Source organism: Citrobacter sp. Res13-Sevr-PEB04-36, from assembly GCF_015672735.1.
GTDB lineage: Bacteria > Pseudomonadota > Gammaproteobacteria > Enterobacterales > Enterobacteriaceae > Citrobacter.
Genome location: NZ_JADABY010000079.1, coordinates 46,640 through 63,552, shown reverse-complemented (window position 1 = coordinate 63,552; position 16,913 = coordinate 46,640). Strand labels below are relative to the sequence as shown.

14 protein-coding genes and 4 tRNA genes are annotated in these 16,913 nt (G+C 53.0%); 17 read left to right on the top strand and 1 reads right to left on the bottom strand.

Translation table 11 applies throughout. The features are described 5' to 3' along the window. Positions 1 to 94: 94 nt before the first annotated feature. The 17 genes from wecA (at position 95) to IMQ48_RS22250 (ending at position 15,078) form a co-directional block, all read left to right on the top strand. Positions 95 to 1,198, top strand: coding sequence for a UDP-N-acetylglucosamine--undecaprenyl-phosphate N-acetylglucosaminephosphotransferase (gene wecA / locus IMQ48_RS22330; RefSeq protein ID WP_196210709.1), 1,104 nt, complete (start codon positions 95 to 97; stop codon positions 1,196 to 1,198). An 11-nt stretch (positions 1,199 to 1,209) separates the two neighbouring features. Beyond that, positions 1,210 to 2,256, top strand: a complete 1,047-nt coding sequence (gene wzzE / locus IMQ48_RS22325) for an ECA polysaccharide chain length modulation protein (protein WP_196210708.1) — start codon at positions 1,210 to 1,212, stop codon at positions 2,254 to 2,256. Between the two features lie 55 nt (positions 2,257 to 2,311). After that, entirely contained in the window at positions 2,312 to 3,442 is a 1,131-nt protein-coding gene (wecB, locus tag IMQ48_RS22320; RefSeq protein WP_196210707.1) for a non-hydrolyzing UDP-N-acetylglucosamine 2-epimerase, read from the top strand. Then, a complete protein-coding gene (wecC, locus tag IMQ48_RS22315) occupies positions 3,439 to 4,701 on the top strand; it encodes a UDP-N-acetyl-D-mannosamine dehydrogenase (RefSeq protein ID WP_196210706.1) in 1,263 nt (420 codons plus the stop codon). The genes wecB and wecC overlap by 4 nt, the downstream gene beginning before the upstream one ends. Then, positions 4,701 to 5,768 (top strand): dTDP-glucose 4,6-dehydratase, encoded by a 1,068-nt coding sequence (rffG, locus tag IMQ48_RS22310; RefSeq protein ID WP_196210705.1) that lies wholly within the window; start codon positions 4,701 to 4,703, stop codon positions 5,766 to 5,768. Before wecC ends, rffG begins: the two co-directional genes overlap by 1 nt. Before the next feature lie 18 nt (positions 5,769 to 5,786). After that, complete coding sequence (gene rfbA, locus IMQ48_RS22305) at positions 5,787 to 6,668, top strand: glucose-1-phosphate thymidylyltransferase RfbA (RefSeq protein WP_137363068.1); 882 nt, start codon at positions 5,787 to 5,789, stop codon at positions 6,666 to 6,668. Next, the gene (rffC, locus tag IMQ48_RS22300) at positions 6,646 to 7,323 is read left to right on the top strand and encodes a dTDP-4-amino-4,6-dideoxy-D-galactose acyltransferase (RefSeq protein ID WP_196210704.1); all 678 of its coding nucleotides are present in this window, start codon (positions 6,646 to 6,648) and stop codon (positions 7,321 to 7,323) included. Before rfbA ends, rffC begins: the two co-directional genes overlap by 23 nt. A gap of 4 nt (positions 7,324 to 7,327) precedes the next feature. Then, entirely contained in the window at positions 7,328 to 8,458 is a 1,131-nt protein-coding gene (rffA, locus tag IMQ48_RS22295) for a dTDP-4-amino-4,6-dideoxygalactose transaminase (RefSeq protein WP_196210703.1), read from the top strand. 1 nt (position 8,459) lies between these two features. Continuing rightward, a complete protein-coding gene (gene wzxE, locus IMQ48_RS22290; RefSeq protein ID WP_196210702.1) occupies positions 8,460 to 9,710 on the top strand; it encodes a lipid III flippase WzxE in 1,251 nt (416 codons plus the stop codon). After that, complete coding sequence (locus tag IMQ48_RS22285; RefSeq protein WP_196210701.1) at positions 9,707 to 10,786, top strand: TDP-N-acetylfucosamine:lipid II N-acetylfucosaminyltransferase; 1,080 nt, start codon at positions 9,707 to 9,709, stop codon at positions 10,784 to 10,786. Before wzxE ends, IMQ48_RS22285 begins: the two co-directional genes overlap by 4 nt. Beyond that, positions 10,783 to 12,135, top strand: a complete 1,353-nt coding sequence (gene wzyE / locus IMQ48_RS22280) for an ECA oligosaccharide polymerase (RefSeq protein ID WP_196210700.1) — start codon at positions 10,783 to 10,785, stop codon at positions 12,133 to 12,135. Before IMQ48_RS22285 ends, wzyE begins: the two co-directional genes overlap by 4 nt. A 2-nt stretch (positions 12,136 to 12,137) precedes the next feature. Next, positions 12,138 to 12,878 (top strand): lipopolysaccharide N-acetylmannosaminouronosyltransferase, encoded by a 741-nt coding sequence (wecG, locus tag IMQ48_RS22275; protein ID WP_196210699.1) that lies wholly within the window; start codon positions 12,138 to 12,140, stop codon positions 12,876 to 12,878. Between the two features lie 279 nt (positions 12,879 to 13,157). After that, positions 13,158 to 14,543 carry an amino acid permease gene (locus IMQ48_RS22270; protein ID WP_196210698.1) on the top strand — a complete coding sequence of 462 codons (1,386 nt, stop codon included), beginning with the start codon at positions 13,158 to 13,160 and terminating at the stop codon, positions 14,541 to 14,543. Positions 14,544 to 14,645: 102 nt separating this feature from the next. After that, positions 14,646 to 14,722: transfer RNA gene (locus IMQ48_RS22265), tRNA-Arg, on the top strand. A gap of 56 nt (positions 14,723 to 14,778) precedes the next feature. Continuing rightward, a tRNA-His gene (locus IMQ48_RS22260) sits at positions 14,779 to 14,854 on the top strand. Positions 14,855 to 14,874: 20 nt separating this feature from the next. Beyond that, a tRNA-Leu gene (locus tag IMQ48_RS22255) sits at positions 14,875 to 14,960 on the top strand. Between the two features lie 41 nt (positions 14,961 to 15,001). Next, positions 15,002 to 15,078, top strand: a tRNA-Pro gene (locus IMQ48_RS22250). A 635-nt stretch (positions 15,079 to 15,713) separates the two neighbouring features. On the opposite strand, the gene hemY is transcribed toward IMQ48_RS22250, so the two are convergent. Beyond that, positions 15,714 to 16,913 carry a protoheme IX biogenesis protein HemY gene (hemY, locus tag IMQ48_RS22245; RefSeq protein WP_196210721.1) on the bottom strand — a complete coding sequence of 400 codons (1,200 nt, stop codon included), beginning with the start codon at positions 16,911 to 16,913 and terminating at the stop codon, positions 15,714 to 15,716.

The following is a 16,913-nucleotide window of genomic DNA, read 5'->3' as shown; positions in this document are numbered from 1 at the left end:
ATACAAAACAGGTATTTCGGAACGGAGTTTCCCTTCTGAATAAAGGTCTTCGTGGTTATACTTCTGCTAATAATTTTCTCTGAGAGCACGCATTGTGAATTTACTGACAGCAAGTACTGATCTCATCAGTATTTTTCTATTCACGACATTGTTCCTTTTTTTTGCACGTAAGGTCGCAAAAAAAATAGGCTTAGTGGATAAACCCAACTTCCGTAAACGTCACCAGGGGCTGATACCATTGGTTGGGGGAATCTCGGTTTATGCGGGGATTTGCTTCACGTTTTTAATTGCAAATTATTACATTCCACATGCTTCTCTCTATCTCGCCTGCGCTGGCGTGCTGGTGTTTATCGGCGCGCTGGACGATCGTTATGATATTAGCGTAAAAATTCGCGCTACAATTCAGGCGGCCATCGGCGTCATTATGATGGTGGTTGGCAAACTCTATCTCAGTAGTCTGGGCTACATCTTTGGCCCCTGGGAGATGGTTCTCGGTCCGTTCGGCTATTTCCTGACTCTTTTCGCCGTTTGGGCCGCGATTAACGCCTTTAATATGGTAGATGGTATTGATGGCCTGTTAGGTGGACTGTCCAGCGTATCCTTTGCCGCAATGGGCTTGATCCTCTGGTTTGATGGACAAACCAGCCTGGCAATCTGGTGCTTCGCGATGATTGCCGCCATTCTGCCTTATATTATGCTCAACCTCGGCGTGCTGGGTCGTCGCTACAAAGTCTTTATGGGCGATGCGGGCAGTACACTAATTGGTTTTACCGTTATCTGGATCCTGCTGGAAACTACGCAGGGTAAAACCCATCCTATTAGCCCGGTCACTGCGCTGTGGATTATCGCCATTCCCCTGATGGATATGGTGGCCATCATGTATCGTCGTTTGCGTAAGGGGATGAGTCCGTTCTCTCCGGATCGCCAGCATATTCATCATTTGATCATGCGTGCAGGGTTTACATCCCGACAGGCGTTTGTCCTGATTACGCTGGCTGCTGCGATTCTGGCCGCCATTGGTGTGCTGGCAGAATATTCTCATTTAGTGCCGGAATGGTTCATGCTGGTGCTGTTTTTGCTAGCATTCTTCTTCTACGGTTATTGCATCAAGCGTGCCTGGAAGGTGGCTAGATTTATCAAGCGTATGAAGCGCAGGCTACGAAGAAACCGCGAAAACAAGCCAAACTTAACTAAGTAAATGAGGAAGCGATGACACAGCCATTACCGGGAGAACATGCCGTGAACACTGAAAATGAACTGGACATCCGTGGGTTGTTTCGGACCTTATGGGCAGGGAAGGTGTGGATTGTCGGTATGGCCCTCGTCTTTGCGCTTGTTGCCCTCGCCTATACATTTTTTGCGCGTCAGGAGTGGAGTGCGACCGCCATTTCTGACCGGCCTACGGTGAATATGTTGGGTGGCTATTACTCTCAACAGCAGTTTTTACGTAATCTGGATATTAAGGCCAACCTTGCGTCAGCGGATCAACCGTCGGTGATGGACGAGGCTTATAAAGAGTTCGTCATGCAGGTTGCCTCGTGGGATACGCGCCGTGAGTTCTGGCAGCAGACCGATTACTTTAAGCAACGGATGGTTGGCAACAGTAAAGCTGATGCAGCATTGTTGGACGAGTTAATCAATAACATCCAGTTTATGCCTGGCGATGCGGTTCGTAATACTAATGACAGCGTGAGGCTGATTGCTGAGACGGCCCCTGATGCCAACAACCTGTTGCGCCAGTATGTGGCGTTTGCCAGCCAGCGTGCTGCACGTCATCTGAACGATGAGTTAAAGGGCGCGTGGGCTGCGCGTACTGTACAGATGAAAGCGCAGGTCAAACGCCAGGAAGAGGTGGCGAAATCGCTTTTCTCTCGTCGTGTTCATAACATTGAACAGGCGCTCAAAATTGCAGAACTGCATAATATTTCTCGCACTTCAACAGATGTGCCTGCGGATGAATTACCGGACTCTGAGCTGTTTTTACTCGGACGTCCTATGCTGCAGGCGCGACTCGAAAACCTGCAGGCAGTCGGTCCGGAATTCGATCTGGATTATTTCCAAAACAGAGCCATGCTGAATACTCTGAACGTCGGACCAACACTGGACCCACGTTTTCAGACCTATCGTTATTTGCGGACGCCGGAAGAGCCGGTAAAACGTGATAGCCCACGCCGTGCTTTCCTGATGATTATGTGGGGCATTGTCGGGGCCTTGATCGGTGCCGGTGTCGCGTTAACCCGTCGCCGCCCGATTTAGCTACACCGTTGCAGTGAGGGGCTGGGCTCTCACTGCCAATCCGAAGAGAATCGATGTGAAAGTACTGACTGTATTTGGCACGCGACCGGAGGCCATCAAGATGGCACCTCTGGTCCATGCGCTGGCAAAAGATCCTCATCTTGAGGCGAAAGTTTGCGTTACTGCGCAGCATCGGGAGATGCTTGATCAGGTGTTGAACCTCTTTTCTATTGTACCTGACTACGATCTCAATATTATGCAGCCAGGTCAGGGCCTCACCGAAATTACCTGTCGAATCCTTGAAGGATTAAAGCCTATTCTGGCTGAGTTTAAACCGGATGTGGTACTGGTACACGGTGATACCACGACGACTATTGCCACCAGTCTGGCCGCGTTTTATCAGCGTATTCCCGTAGGGCATGTTGAAGCTGGGTTGCGAACCGGCGATCTCTATTCTCCGTGGCCGGAAGAGGCGAACCGCACGCTGACCGGGCGTCTGGCGATGTATCATTTTGCACCTACTGAAAACTCTCGGCAGAACCTGTTACGCGAAAATATTGCCGATAACCGCATTTTTGTCACCGGCAATACGGTCATTGATGCGCTGATCTGGGTTCGCGATCGCGTACTGGCGAGTGATGAACTGCGGGCTGAACTGGCTGAGCATTATCCTTTCCTGAGCTTAGATAAAAAGATGATCCTGGTGACCGGTCATCGCCGGGAAAGCTTTGGTCGCGGTTTTGAGCAAATCTGCCATGCGCTGGCAGAAATTGCGGCGGCAAATCAGGATGTGCAGATTGTCTACCCGGTGCACCTGAATCCGAACGTCAGTGAGCCGGTTAATCGCATTCTGGGTCATGTTGACAACGTCGTGCTGATTGAGCCGCAGGAATACTTACCGTTTGTCTGGCTGATGAATCATGCCTGGTTGATCCTGACCGATTCTGGCGGTATTCAGGAAGAAGCCCCTTCTCTGGGCAAGCCTGTGCTGGTGATGAGAGAAACGACGGAGCGTCCGGAGGCCATTACTGCAGGAACGGTGCGGTTGGTGGGGACAGATCCGCAGCGTATTGTGGAAGAAGTCACGCGTTTGCTGCATGACGAAGATGAATATCAGACCATGAGCCGAGCCCATAATCCGTATGGCGATGGGCAAGCGTGTGGTCGTATTTTACACGCGTTAAAAAACAATCGGATATCGCTATGAGTTTTACGACCATTTCTGTCATTGGGCTGGGTTATATCGGGCTGCCAACCGCAGCTGCTTTTGCTTCCCGTCAAAAACACGTGATTGGCGTAGATGTTAATCAGCATGCGGTGGACACCATTAACCGTGGTGAGATCCATATCGTTGAACCCGACCTTGGCGCCGTGGTGAAAACCGCTGTCGAAGGGGGATATCTTCGGGCGACCACCAAACCGGTGGAAGCAGATGCGTATCTCATCGCAGTGCCTACCCCGTTCAAAGGGGAGCATGAACCCGATATGGTGTACGTCGAAGCGGCGGCGAAGTCTCTGGCACCGGTGCTGAAAAAAGGCGCATTGGTGATCCTTGAGTCAACGTCACCCGTCGGGGCAACCGAACAGATGGCCGTATGGCTTGCTGAAATGCGGCCTGACCTGACGTTCCCGCAACAAGCCGGGGAACAGGCGGACGTCAATATTGCCTATTGTCCTGAGCGTGTGTTGCCGGGCCAGGTGATGGTCGAGCTGATAAAAAACGATCGTGTGATTGGTGGGATGACGCCTGTCTGTTCCGCGCGTGCCAGTGAACTGTACAACATCTTCCTTGAAGGTGAATGCGTGGTGACCAATGCCCGTACGGCGGAAATGTGCAAACTTACTGAAAATAGCTTCCGTGACGTGAATATCGCCTTTGCCAATGAACTGTCACTGATTTGTGCCGAACAAGAGATTAACGTCTGGGAACTGATTCGCCTGGCAAACCGACACCCGCGCGTCAATATTCTACAGCCTGGCCCCGGCGTTGGCGGGCACTGTATTGCGGTCGATCCGTGGTTTATTGTGGCGCAGAACCCGCAGCAGGCAAAATTAATCCGCACCGCCCGTGAAGTAAATGATGGCAAACCCCACTGGGTTGTTGATCGGGTAAAAGCCGCCGTAGCGGATTGTCTGGCGAAGACGAACAAACGTGCCAGCGAGGTGAAAATTGCCTGTTTTGGGCTGGCATTTAAACCGAATATCGACGATTTACGTGAAAGCCCGGCGATGGGTATCGCGCTGAGTATTGCCCAGTGGCACGGTGGTGAAACGCTGGTAGTGGAACCGAACATCCATCAACTGCCGAAAAAACTGGATGGTCTTTGTACGCTGTCGAACCTGGATGATGCACTGGCAGGCGCCGATGTGCTGGTGATGCTGGTTGACCATAATGAATTTAAAGCGATTAAAGGCGATGCGGTACACCAGCAGTACGTGGTTGATACCAAAGGAGTCTGGCGATAATGAAACGAATTCTGGTCACCGGTGGCGCCGGGTTTATCGGCTCCGCGGTTGTACGTCATATTATTAATGAGACGCAGGATGCTGTGGTGGTGGTCGATAAACTGACCTATGCCGGAAACCTGATGTCGCTGACGCCGGTCGCACAGAATGACCGTTTTGCCTTTGAGAAAGTTGATATCTGCGATCGGGCTGCGCTTGACGTTGTCTTTCAACAGTATCAGCCAGACTGCGTCATGCACCTGGCGGCGGAAAGCCACGTTGATCGTTCCATTGATGGTCCGGCTGCATTTATCGAAACCAATATTGTGGGGACCTACACCCTGCTGGAAGCGGCGCGCGCTTACTGGAACGTATTAACCGATGAGAAAAAATCGGCGTTTCGTTTCCATCATATTTCGACCGATGAAGTGTATGGCGATCTCCATTCTACGGATGATTTTTTCACTGAAACCACGCCGTATGCACCAAGCAGCCCTTATTCCGCATCGAAAGCCAGTAGCGATCACCTGGTCCGTGCCTGGCTACGTACGTACGGTTTACCTACGCTGATTACCAACTGTTCCAACAACTACGGCCCGTACCACTTCCCGGAAAAGCTGATCCCACTGACGATTCTTAACGCGCTGGCGGGCAAACCGCTGCCGGTATACGGCAACGGGCAACAGATCCGCGACTGGCTGTACGTGGAGGATCATGCCCGCGCGTTGTATTGCGTAGCGACCACCGGATCTGTGGGTGAAACCTATAACATCGGCGGGCACAACGAGCGTAAGAATCTGGACGTAGTCGAGACGATTTGCTGTCTGCTGGAAGAACTGGCCCCCAACAAGCCACAGGGCCTTGCGCAGTACCGCTCACTGATCACCTTTGTTGACGATCGTCCAGGTCACGATCAACGTTACGCCATTGATGCGTCGAAGATTGCACGTGAACTTGGCTGGATGCCGCAGGAAACGTTTGAAAGTGGCATGCGCAAAACCGTGCAATGGTATCTGGCGAATGAGGCGTGGTGGAAGCCCGTGCAGGACGGCAGCTACCAGGGTGAACGTTTAGGTCTGAAGGGTTAATTTCCGGAGGAGGTACGCATGAAAGGTATCATTTTGGCGGGAGGATCGGGTTCTCGCCTGCACCCCATTACGCGCGGCGTATCGAAACAGCTATTACCGATTTACGACAAGCCGATGATTTACTACCCGCTATCGGTGCTGATGTTGGCGGGGATCCGTGAAATCCTGATTATCACCACGCCGGAAGATAAAGGCTATTTCCAGCGTTTGCTGGGCGATGGCTCTGAGTTTGGCATTGAGTTGCACTATGCCGAGCAGCCCAGCCCGGACGGACTGGCGCAGGCGTTTATCATCGGGGAAACGTTCCTTAACGGTGAGCCTTCCTGTTTGGTTTTAGGTGACAACATCTTCTTTGGGCAGGGATTTAGTCCAAAACTGCGCCACGTTGCTGCCCGAACGGAAGGGGCGACGGTATTTGGCTATCAGGTTATGGATCCTGAGCGTTTCGGCGTGGTGGAATTTGACGACAATTTCCGCGCCGTCTCGCTGGAAGAGAAGCCGAAAGAACCGAAATCTAACTGGGCGGTGACGGGACTCTATTTCTACGACAGTAAGGTGGTGGAGTACGCAAAACGCGTGAAGCCTTCCGAGCGTGGAGAATTAGAGATTACCTCCATCAACCAGATGTATCTTGACGCGGGTAACCTGACGGTAGAACTGCTCGGCCGTGGCTTTGCCTGGCTGGATACCGGTACGCATGACAGCCTGATTGAAGCGAGTATGTTCGTACAGACGGTTGAGAAACGTCAGGGCTTTAAAATTGCCTGCCTGGAAGAAATCGCCTGGCGTAACGGCTGGCTGGATGATGAAGGCGTGAAGCGTGCCGCCAGTTCTCTGGCCAAAACCGGTTATGGTCAATATTTGCTGGAGCTACTCCGTGCTCGTCCGCGCCAGTATTGAGCCGCTGAATTGGGAGAATACGTTCTTTGACGTGAAGAGCGCTATTGTGCGTGTTGACCCGCATGCGCCGGTTCTGACTGCGGATTCGTTGCAGCCCTGGGAGCGGGTACAGGCGAAAATTCCTGCGGCGAACGCCCAGGCGTTAGATGCATTGCAGCAGCTGGGTTTCTCACTGGTCGAAGGGGAAGTGGATTTAGCGCTGTCGGTCACGGGCGCTTATGACAATCCCAGCGCGCAGGTCGCACACACTGCAGATATCCCGGCGTTACGCCAGCTGGCGGGGCAAGCATTCGCGCAAAGCCGTTTTCGTGCACCGTGGTATTCGCCAGATGCCAGCGCGCGTTTCTACGCGCAGTGGATTGAAAATGCCGTACTGGGCACATTTGACCATCAGTGTCTCGTTTTTCGCACACCGGCTGGCGATATTCGGGGTTATGTCTCGCTGCGTGAACTGAATGAAACCGACGCGCGTATTGGCTTGCTGGCCGGTCGCGGTGCGGGTGCAGAACTGATGCAGGCTGCGCTTGGCTGGGCGCAGGCCCGCGGTAAAACAACATTGCGTGTGGCGACCCAAATGGGCAATATCGCCGCGCTTAAACGTTACATACAGAGCGGTGCCAATGTAGAAAGCACCGCGTACTGGTTATACAGGTGACAACATGATCCCATTTAACGCACCGCCGGTGGTGGGCACCGAGCTTGAATACATGCAGTCTGCGATGAGCAGCGGAAAACTGTGCGGTGACGGCGGCTTTACCCGTCGTTGCCAGCAGTGGCTGGAGCAACATTTTGGCAGCGCGAAAGTGCTGCTGACACCCTCCTGTACCGCCTCGCTTGAGATGGCGGCATTGCTGCTGGATATCCAGGCTGGCGATGAAGTGATCATGCCGAGCTACACCTTTGTCTCCACCGCCAACGCCTTCGTGCTGCGTGGGGCCAAAGTCGTCTTTGTCGATATCCGCCCTGATACCATGAACATTGACGAAACACTAATTGAAGCGGCGATTACCGACAAAACCCGCGCTATCGTACCGGTGCATTACGCGGGCGTTGCCTGCGAAATGGACACCATTATGGCACTGGCGGCGAAATACAACCTGTTCGTAGTGGAAGATGCCGCCCAGGGCGTGATGTCGACCTACAAAGGCCGCGCGCTGGGAACGATTGGTCATATCGGCTGCTTTAGCTTCCACGAAACCAAAAACTACACTGCGGGCGGCGAAGGTGGTGCGACGCTGATTAATGATAAAAAATTAATCGAACGTGCTGAAATCATCCGCGAAAAAGGGACCAACCGTAGCCAGTTCTTCCGTGGCCAGGTGGATAAATACACCTGGCGGGATATTGGTTCCAGCTATTTGATGTCCGATCTGCAGGCCGCCTATCTGTGGGCGCAACTGGAAGCGGCGGATCGAATCAACCAGCAGCGTCTGGCGCTGTGGCAGAATTATTATGATGCGCTGGAACCGCTGGCACGCGCCGGGCGTATTGAACTGCCTTCCATACCGCAGGGTTGCGTGCAGAACGCCCATATGTTTTATATCAAGCTGCGCGATATCGACGATCGCAGTGCGCTGATCAACTTCCTGAAAGAAGCCGAAATCATGGCGGTATTCCATTATATCCCGCTGCACGATTGCCCCGCTGGCGATAAATTTGGTGAGTTTGCTGGCACTGATCGTTACACCACCCAGGAGAGTGAACGTCTGCTGCGCCTGCCGCTGTTTTACAATCTGTCGCCGGTCAACCAGCGCACAGTGATTACGACTTTACTGAACTACTTCGCCTGATATGTCGCTTGCTAAAGCGTCCCTGTGGACGGCAGCCAGTACGCTGGTAAAAATTGGTGCGGGCTTGCTGGTGGTGAAGCTGCTGGCGGTTTCATTTGGTCCGGCGGGGGTAGGGCAGGCGGGTAACTTCCGCCAGATGGTTACCGTGCTTGGTGTGCTGGCGGGGGCCGGGATTTTCAACGGCGTCACGAAGTACGTTGCCCAGCATCATGACGAACCGACGCAGCTACGCCGCGTGGTGGGTACCTCTTCGGCGATGGTGCTGGGATTCTCCACGCTGATGGCCGCCCTTTTTCTACTGGCGGCAGCGCCGATAAGTCAGGGGCTGTTTGGTCATACGCATTATCAAGGGTTAGTACGGCTGGTTGCGCTGGTTCAGATGGGTATAGCCTGGGCGAACCTACTGCTGGCGCTGATGAAGGGCTTCCGCGATGCCGCCGGTAATGCACTGTCGCTGATTGTCGGTAGCCTGGTAGGCGTGGTGGCCTATTATGGCTGCTATCGTCTCGGGGGTTATGAAGGTGCGTTGTTAGGGCTGGCGCTGGTGCCTGCGCTGGTAGTGATCCCCGCTGCTACGATGTTGATTAAGCGTGGGACTATCCCGCTGCGCTACCTGAAACCCTGCTGGGATAACGGTCTGGCCGGGCAGTTAAGCAAGTTCACGCTGATGGCGTTGATCACCTCCGTGACGCTGCCGGTGGCGTACGTAATGATGCGAAACTTGCTGGCTGCACATTACAGCTGGGATGACGTGGGGATCTGGCAGGGAGTGAGCAGTATTTCCGATGCGTATCTGCAATTTATCACTGCTTCATTCAGCGTTTACTTGCTGCCGACGCTGTCGCGTTTAACTGAAAAGCACGACATTTCGCGCGAGGTCGTAAAGTCGCTGAAGTTTGTGCTACCGGCGGTTGCCGCCGCGAGTTTCACCGTCTGGCTGCTGCGTGACTTTGCTATCTGGCTGCTGTTTTCGGCTAAATTTGCCGCGATGCGCGATCTGTTTGCCTGGCAGCTGGTGGGCGATGTCCTGAAAGTGGGGGCCTACGTTTTTGGTTATCTGGTGATCGCGAAAGCGTCGCTGCGGTTTTATATTTTGGCTGAAATTAGCCAGTTCACGTTATTGACGGCATTTGCCCACTGGCTAATCCCTGCGCATGGCGCTCTGGGAGCAGCCCAGGCATATATGGCAACCTATGTGGTCTATTTTTCTCTCTGTTGCGGCGTATTTATACTCTGGCGTAGGCGGGCATGACAGTACTGATTCACGTTCTGGGATCGGATATCCCTCACCATAACCAAACCGTATTGCGGTTTTTCAACGAGTCGCTGGCTGCGACGAGCGAGCACGCGCGCGTGTTTATGGTTGCCGGTCAGGATGCGGGATTCAGCGAAAGCTGCCCGGCGTTATCGCTGAGTTTCTATAGCGGGAAAAAGGCGCTGGCAGAGGCGGTTATTAAGAAAGCGAAAGCGGATCGCCAACAGCGTTTCTTCTTTCACGGTCAGTTCAATACCAGCTTATGGCTGGCGTTGCTGAGTGGGGGAATTAAACCCGAACAGTTTTACTGGCACATCTGGGGCGCCGATCTGTATGAAGTCTCCAGTGGACTGAAATTCCGCCTGTTTTATCCGCTGCGTCGGATGGCGCAAAACCGCGTGGGCTGCGTGTTTGCCACGCGGGGTGATTTGCGCTATTTCGCTGGGCTGCATCCGCGCGTGCGCGGTGAGCTGCTTTATTTCCCGACGCGCATGGATCCATCGCTCAATACGATGAGCGACGGGCGTGAACGCAGCGGGAAAATGACCATTCTGGTGGGAAACTCCGGCGACCGCAGCAATGAACATATTGCCGCGCTGCGCGCCGTGCATCAGCAGTTTGGCGATACGGTGAACGTGATTGTGCCCATGGGTTACCCCGCTAATAACGCGGCGTATATTGATGACGTTCGTCAGGCTGGGCTGGCATTGTTTAGCGCGGAAAATTTACATATTCTCAGCGAAAAACTGGAATTTGAGGCTTATCTGGCGTTACTGCGTCAGTGCGATCTGGGTTACTTTATTTTTGCCCGTCAGCAGGGGATTGGGACCTTATGTCTGTTGATCCAGGCCGGTATTCCGTGTGTGCTTAACCGCGAAAACCCCTTCTGGCAGGATATGGCAGAGCAAAATCTGCCGGTGTTGTTTACCACCGATGAACTCAATGAGGGTATCGTGCGTGAAGCGCAGCGTCAGTTGGCCTCGGTCGATAAGAACGCCATCACCTTCTTTAACCCGAATTACCTGCAGCCGTGGCATAACGCGCTGAAAATTGCTTCCGGAGAAACGGTATGAGCCTGATGCAATTCAGCGGTCTGCTGGTGGTGTGGCTACTCTCCACGCTGTTTATCGCCACGTTGACCTGGTTTGAGTTCCGACGTGTACGCTTTAACTTCAATGTGTTCTTCTCGTTGCTGTTTTTATTGACGTTTTTCTTTGGCTTCCCGCTGACCAGCGTGCTGGTATTCCGCTTCGACGTGGCGGTGGCTCCACCGGAAATTCTGCTGCAGGCGCTGCTTTCAGCCGCTTGTTTCTATGCTGTCTATTACGTGACCTATAAAACTCGTTTACGCAGGCGAACGGCGGAAAGACCGCGTAAACCACTGTTTACCATCAACCGCGTTGAGGCTCATCTGACGTGGATAATGTTGATGGCGATTGCGTTAGTGAGCGTGGGCATATTCTTTATGCACAACGGCTTCCTGCTGTTCAGACTGCAGTCCTACAGCCAGATCTTCTCCAGTGAAGTTTCCGGTGTGGCGTTGAAGCGCTTCTTCTACTTCTTCATCCCGGCGATGCTGGTGGTGTACTTCCTGCGTCAGGACAGCAAAGCGTGGTTGTTCTTCCTGGTGAGCACCGTTGCGTTTGGCTTGCTGACCTATATGATTGTGGGCGGTACGCGCGCCAATATCATCATCGCCTTTGCCATCTTCTTGTTTATCGGCATTATTCGCGGCTGGATTTCGCTGTGGATGCTGGCGGTCGCTGGCGTGTTGGGCATTGTCGGGATGTTCTGGCTGGCGCTGAAGCGCTACGGCATGAACGTCAGCGGAGACGAAGCGTTCTATACTTTCCTGTACCTGACGCGAGATACCTTCTCGCCATGGGAAAACCTGGCACTGTTGCTGCAGAATTACCACAATATTGAGTTCCAGGGGTTGGCGCCGATCGTGCGTGACTTCTATGTGTTTATCCCCAGTTGGCTGTGGCCAGGGCGACCGAGCATCGTACTCAATTCGGCGAACTACTTTACCTGGGAAGTGTTGAACAACCACTCGGGGCTGGCTATCTCGCCAACATTAATTGGCTCGCTGGTGGTGATGGGCGGGGCGTTGTTTATCCCGTTAGGCGCGATCGTGGTTGGGCTTATCATTAAATGGTTTGACTGGCTATATGAATTAGGCAACCGGGAGACAAACCGCTACAAGTCGGCGATTTTGCACAGTTTCTGTTTCGGTGCCATTTTCAATATGATCGTGTTAGCACGTGAAGGACTGGATTCGTTTGTCTCGCGAGTGGTCTTTTTCCTCGTGATTTTTGGTGTCTGCTTGCTGGTGGCAAAACTGTTGTTCTGGCTGTTTGATAGTGCCGGACTGATTCATAAACGCATAAAATCGCTGCCCCGGACACAGGTTGAAGGATAGTAATGACTGATAACACCACTGCGCCGTTGTATCCACTGCGCGGATTACAACTGATTGGCTGGCGCGATATGCAGCATGCGCTGAATTACCTGTTTGCAGAAGGGCATCTCAGGCAGGGGACGCTGGTGGCGATCAATGCTGAGAAGATGCTGACAGCGGAAGATAACCCTGAGGTACGCGCGCTGATCGATGCCGCTGAGTTCAAATATGCCGATGGGATCAGCGTCGTGCGTTCCGTGCGAAAAAAATTTCCACAGGCCCAGATTTCACGTGTGGCCGGTGCCGATCTGTGGGAGGCCTTAATGGCACGAGCAGGCCGGGAAGGAACGCCGGTCTTCCTGATTGGCGGCAAGCCGGAAGTTCTGGCGCAGACTGAAGCAAAACTGCGTACACAATGGAACGTTAACATTGTGGGCAGTCAGGACGGCTATTTTACGCCACAGCAGCGTCAGGCGCTGTTCGAGCGCATTCACGCCAGCGGTGCACAGATTGTTACCGTGGCGATGGGGTCACCGAAACAAGAAATCTTTATGCGTGATTGCCGCCTGGTTCATCCCGATGCGCTGTATATGGGCGTGGGTGGCACCTACGACGTCTTTACTGGCCACGTAAAACGTGCGCCTAAAGTCTGGCAAAACCTCGGGCTGGAGTGGCTGTACCGCCTGCTGTCGCAACCAAGCCGTATCACTCGTCAACTTCGCTTATTACGATATCTGCGTTGGCACTATACCGGCAATCTCTGATCTCCTCTCTTCTTTGTTATGTAGCGCATTCTGCTGAGTGCGCTACTTATTCACAACATAATCGCTGCTTTCTCACACAATCCATTCATTTTTTGAATGCTTTAATTGCCATTTAAGCGATTTTAGGAAACCATTCGCAACAATCATGACAGCGCCGTGGTGTTTTGGGTGCCAGCCGTACAGCGGTCGGCGCCGTATGGTCTGCTATGGCAAAAAAACGATGTACCCATAACGATAACCGGTCATCCCGGAAAACATGCAAACACAACAAGAGGACTTATGGCAGAAAGTAAACCAGAGCTACAGCGTGGGCTGGAGGCTCGTCATATCGAATTAATTGCCCTTGGGGGCACCATTGGCGTCGGACTGTTTATGGGCGCTGCCAGCACCCTCAAATGGGCGGGACCGTCGGTCCTGTTGGCCTATATTGTCGCCGGGCTGTTTGTCTTTTTCATTATGCGTTCTATGGGCGAGATGCTGTTTCTGGAGCCGGTTGCGGGTTCATTTGCGGTTTATGCCCACCGTTACATGAGCCCCTTCTTTGGTTATCTCACTGCCTGGTCGTACTGGTTTATGTGGATGGCGGTGGGGATCTCGGAAATTACCGCCATTGGCGTCTACGTGCAGTTCTGGTTCCCGGATATGGCGCAGTGGATACCCGCGTTGATTGCGGTAGGGTTAGTGGCGCTGGCAAACCTGGCAGCGGTTCGTCTGTACGGTGAAATTGAGTTTTGGTTTGCGATGATCAAAGTGACCACCATCATTGTGATGATCGTCATTGGGGTTGGCGTTATCTTCTTCGGCTTTGGTAATGGCGGTCAGGCGATTGGCTTTGGCAACCTGACCGAGCACGGCGGCTTCTTTGCCGGTGGCTGGAAAGGCTTCCTGACCGCATTGTGTATCGTGGTGGCCTCTTATCAGGGGGTAGAGCTGATTGGCATCACGGCGGGTGAAGCCAAAAATCCGCAGGTCACGTTACGTAGCGCAGCAGGGAAAGTGCTGTGGCGTATCCTGATTTTCTACGTTGGCGCGATTTTTGTGATCGTCACTATCTTCCCGTGGAATGAGATTGGTAGCAACGGTAGCCCGTTTGTTCTCACGTTTGCCAAAATTGGTATTACTGCTGCGGCCGGAATCATCAACTTCGTGGTACTGACGGCGGCGCTCTCTGGCTGCAATAGCGGGATGTATAGTTGCGGTCGTATGCTGTACGCGCTGGCGAAGAATCGTCAGTTGCCCGCGGTTGTCGGAAAAGTCTCTCGTCATGGCGTACCGGTTGCTGGTGTGGCGATTTCTATCGCCATCTTGTTGATTGGCTCATGCCTGAACTACATCATTCCGAATCCGCAGCGTGTCTTTGTGTATGTCTATAGCGCCAGCGTGTTGCCGGGGATGGTACCGTGGTTTGTTATCCTGATAAGCCAGCTGCGTTTTCGCCAGGCGCACAAGGAGGCGATTGTCAGCCATCCTTTCCGCTCTATTCTGTTCCCATGGGCGAATTATTTGACGATGGCGTTCCTGATTTGCGTCTTAATCGGTATGTATTTTAATGAAGATACCCGAATGTCGCTGTTTGTGGGTATGGGCTTCTTACTGGCGGTGACGCTCATTTATAAGGTTTTTGGTCTGAATCGGCATGGGGAGAGCCAAAAACTGGAGGAATAAGCGACAAAACGCACAAACCATGACCAAACGATAATTTATTTTAAAAAAGCACTAGACAGCAGACCGAGACCTCCGTAATATCCAGCCCCGCAACGGCGCTAAGCGCCCGTAGCTCAGCTGGATAGAGCGCTGCCCTCCGGAGGCAGAGGTCTCAGGTTCGAATCCTGTCGGGCGCACCATTTAGTAGGGTGCCAGAGCTGCGGTGGTTTTAATACCGCGTAAAAGATTTGCAGTGGTGGCTATAGCTCAGTTGGTAGAGCCCTGGATTGTGATTCCAGTTGTCGTGGGTTCGAATCCCATTAGCCACCCCATTAATTTAAAGTTGTGAAATGCGAAGGTGGCGGAATTGGTAGACGCGCTAGCTTCAGGTGTTAGTGTCCTTAGGATGTGGGGGTTCGAGTCCCCCCCCTCGCACCACGACTTAAAGAATTGAACTAAAAATTCAAAAAGCAGTAAAACGGCGAGTAGCGCAGCTTGGTAGCGCAACTGGTTTGGGACCAGTGGGTCGGAGGTTCGAATCCTCTCTCGCCGACCAATTTTGAACCCCGCTTCGGCGGGGTTTTTTGTTTTCTGATTTTCCTTTCTTTCAAGCACTTACACATAGCAAACGCCGTGTGATAGCGCCAAAACCCCCTGAAATACCTGATGTCTTAAAAAGTCCGAATACCGGGTTTTTGCAGTGCAATAATGGCATGTCTTGTGCAATAATATGCACGTAGATGCTCATTCCATCTCTTATGTTCGCCATCTGGCCTCATAAACTCAGGAATGACGCAGAGCCGTTTACGGTGCTTATCGTCCACTGACAGATGTCGCGTTAGCCTCATCAAACACCATGGACATAACGTTGAGTGAAGCACCCATTTATGTTGTCATACAGACCTGTTTAACGCCTGCTCCGAAAGAAGCGGGCGTTTTTTTATGCATATACACGTCATCCTTCAAGCTGCCTCTTTGTTGGCTACGCCTGGGTTATTTGGCCCATCCCTGGGCCTCATCCCTACGGGGCCGCCGCAAGCAGCGTTCAAATCTGTTCCTGACAGATTTGTCACCCCAGTCACTTACTTATGTAAGCTCTTGGGGATTCCCGGACTTGCCGCCTTGATGCATCTTGAATGATTTTGTGTATACGATTGCCCGGTAAGCGAAGCGCCACCGGGCAAGAGGGAATTACTGCGGGGAGTTGTTGTTCTGCAACGTCAACATCAGGCCATCACGACGCATGGTGGCGGCTTCTTCCGGCTGATGCAGTCTGTCCAGCGCGTCGGCGAGCCAGGCGTAGTCGTAGGCATCCGGACGCTGTTTAAGGGCTGCACGGAAGGCGAGCGTTGCCTCCTGCCATTCACCGTGCTTCATCAATGACTGACCGAGCGTACTCCACAGAAGCGGGCGATCGCCCACGGCTTTAATCTGCTGACGCAGCACTTTTTCTATTTGCTCAGGGTTGTTGGTTTTCAGACGCGGTATTGGCAGCACCAGGCGATCGTCATACTGACGTTTCAGACCCTCGATAATGATTTGCTGTGCTGTGTCGTGATCGTCACACTCAATCAGATGCTCAGCCATGGCCACCTGCAGAGCAACCTGATGACGGGTTTTACGGTTCTGGTTTTTCCACCATGCGCGTAACCCTTCGCTGCCTTGATCGGCACGAACTTGATCCATCAGGCCCACCCAGGCTTGTTGCTCCAGCATGGCGCGATGCTCTTCATCACCCACTCGCGCTTTGGCCATAGAAGGAATGATATCCAGTAAGGAACTCCATGCGCCGGTGCGAATGTAAGCCTGCTCAGCCAGACGCAGCACTTCCGGGTGACGCGGAGTCACTTCCAGCAGCTTGTCGATGCTGTGGCGTGCGGCATGATTTTCATTGCGCGCCAGCTGCAGACGAACTCGAGCGATCTCCACCGGGATCGTATCGTTCCCGGCCAGTTCCGCTGCGCGTTCGAGGTGCTGGTTGGCCCGAGCTTCATCACCACGCTGTTGAGCCGCTTCTGCCGCCAGAAGGTAATTCACTACCGGCTGTTCTGCGTGATCGGCATTTTTCGACATCAGTTTTTCAACCTGCTGATAGTCGCCTTCTGCCAGCTTGAGTAATGCCTGTTCGGTCTGCTTACGTGCACGGCGGCGCTTGCGACCAACAAACCAGCCGCGGGTATGCGCACCGGTACGGAAAATACGGCGCAGCAGCCATTCAATCGCAAACAGAATGACCATGGCGACGATCAGGATGATCACCAGGCCGGTCACGCTGGTTTCGATGTTGTAGTTGTCTGTCTGGATCAGCACGTATCCCTGATGACCGGCGATCATCGGGCCAATGACGATCCCAGCGATCAGTAGCACAAAGAGCAATAATACTTTTAGCAT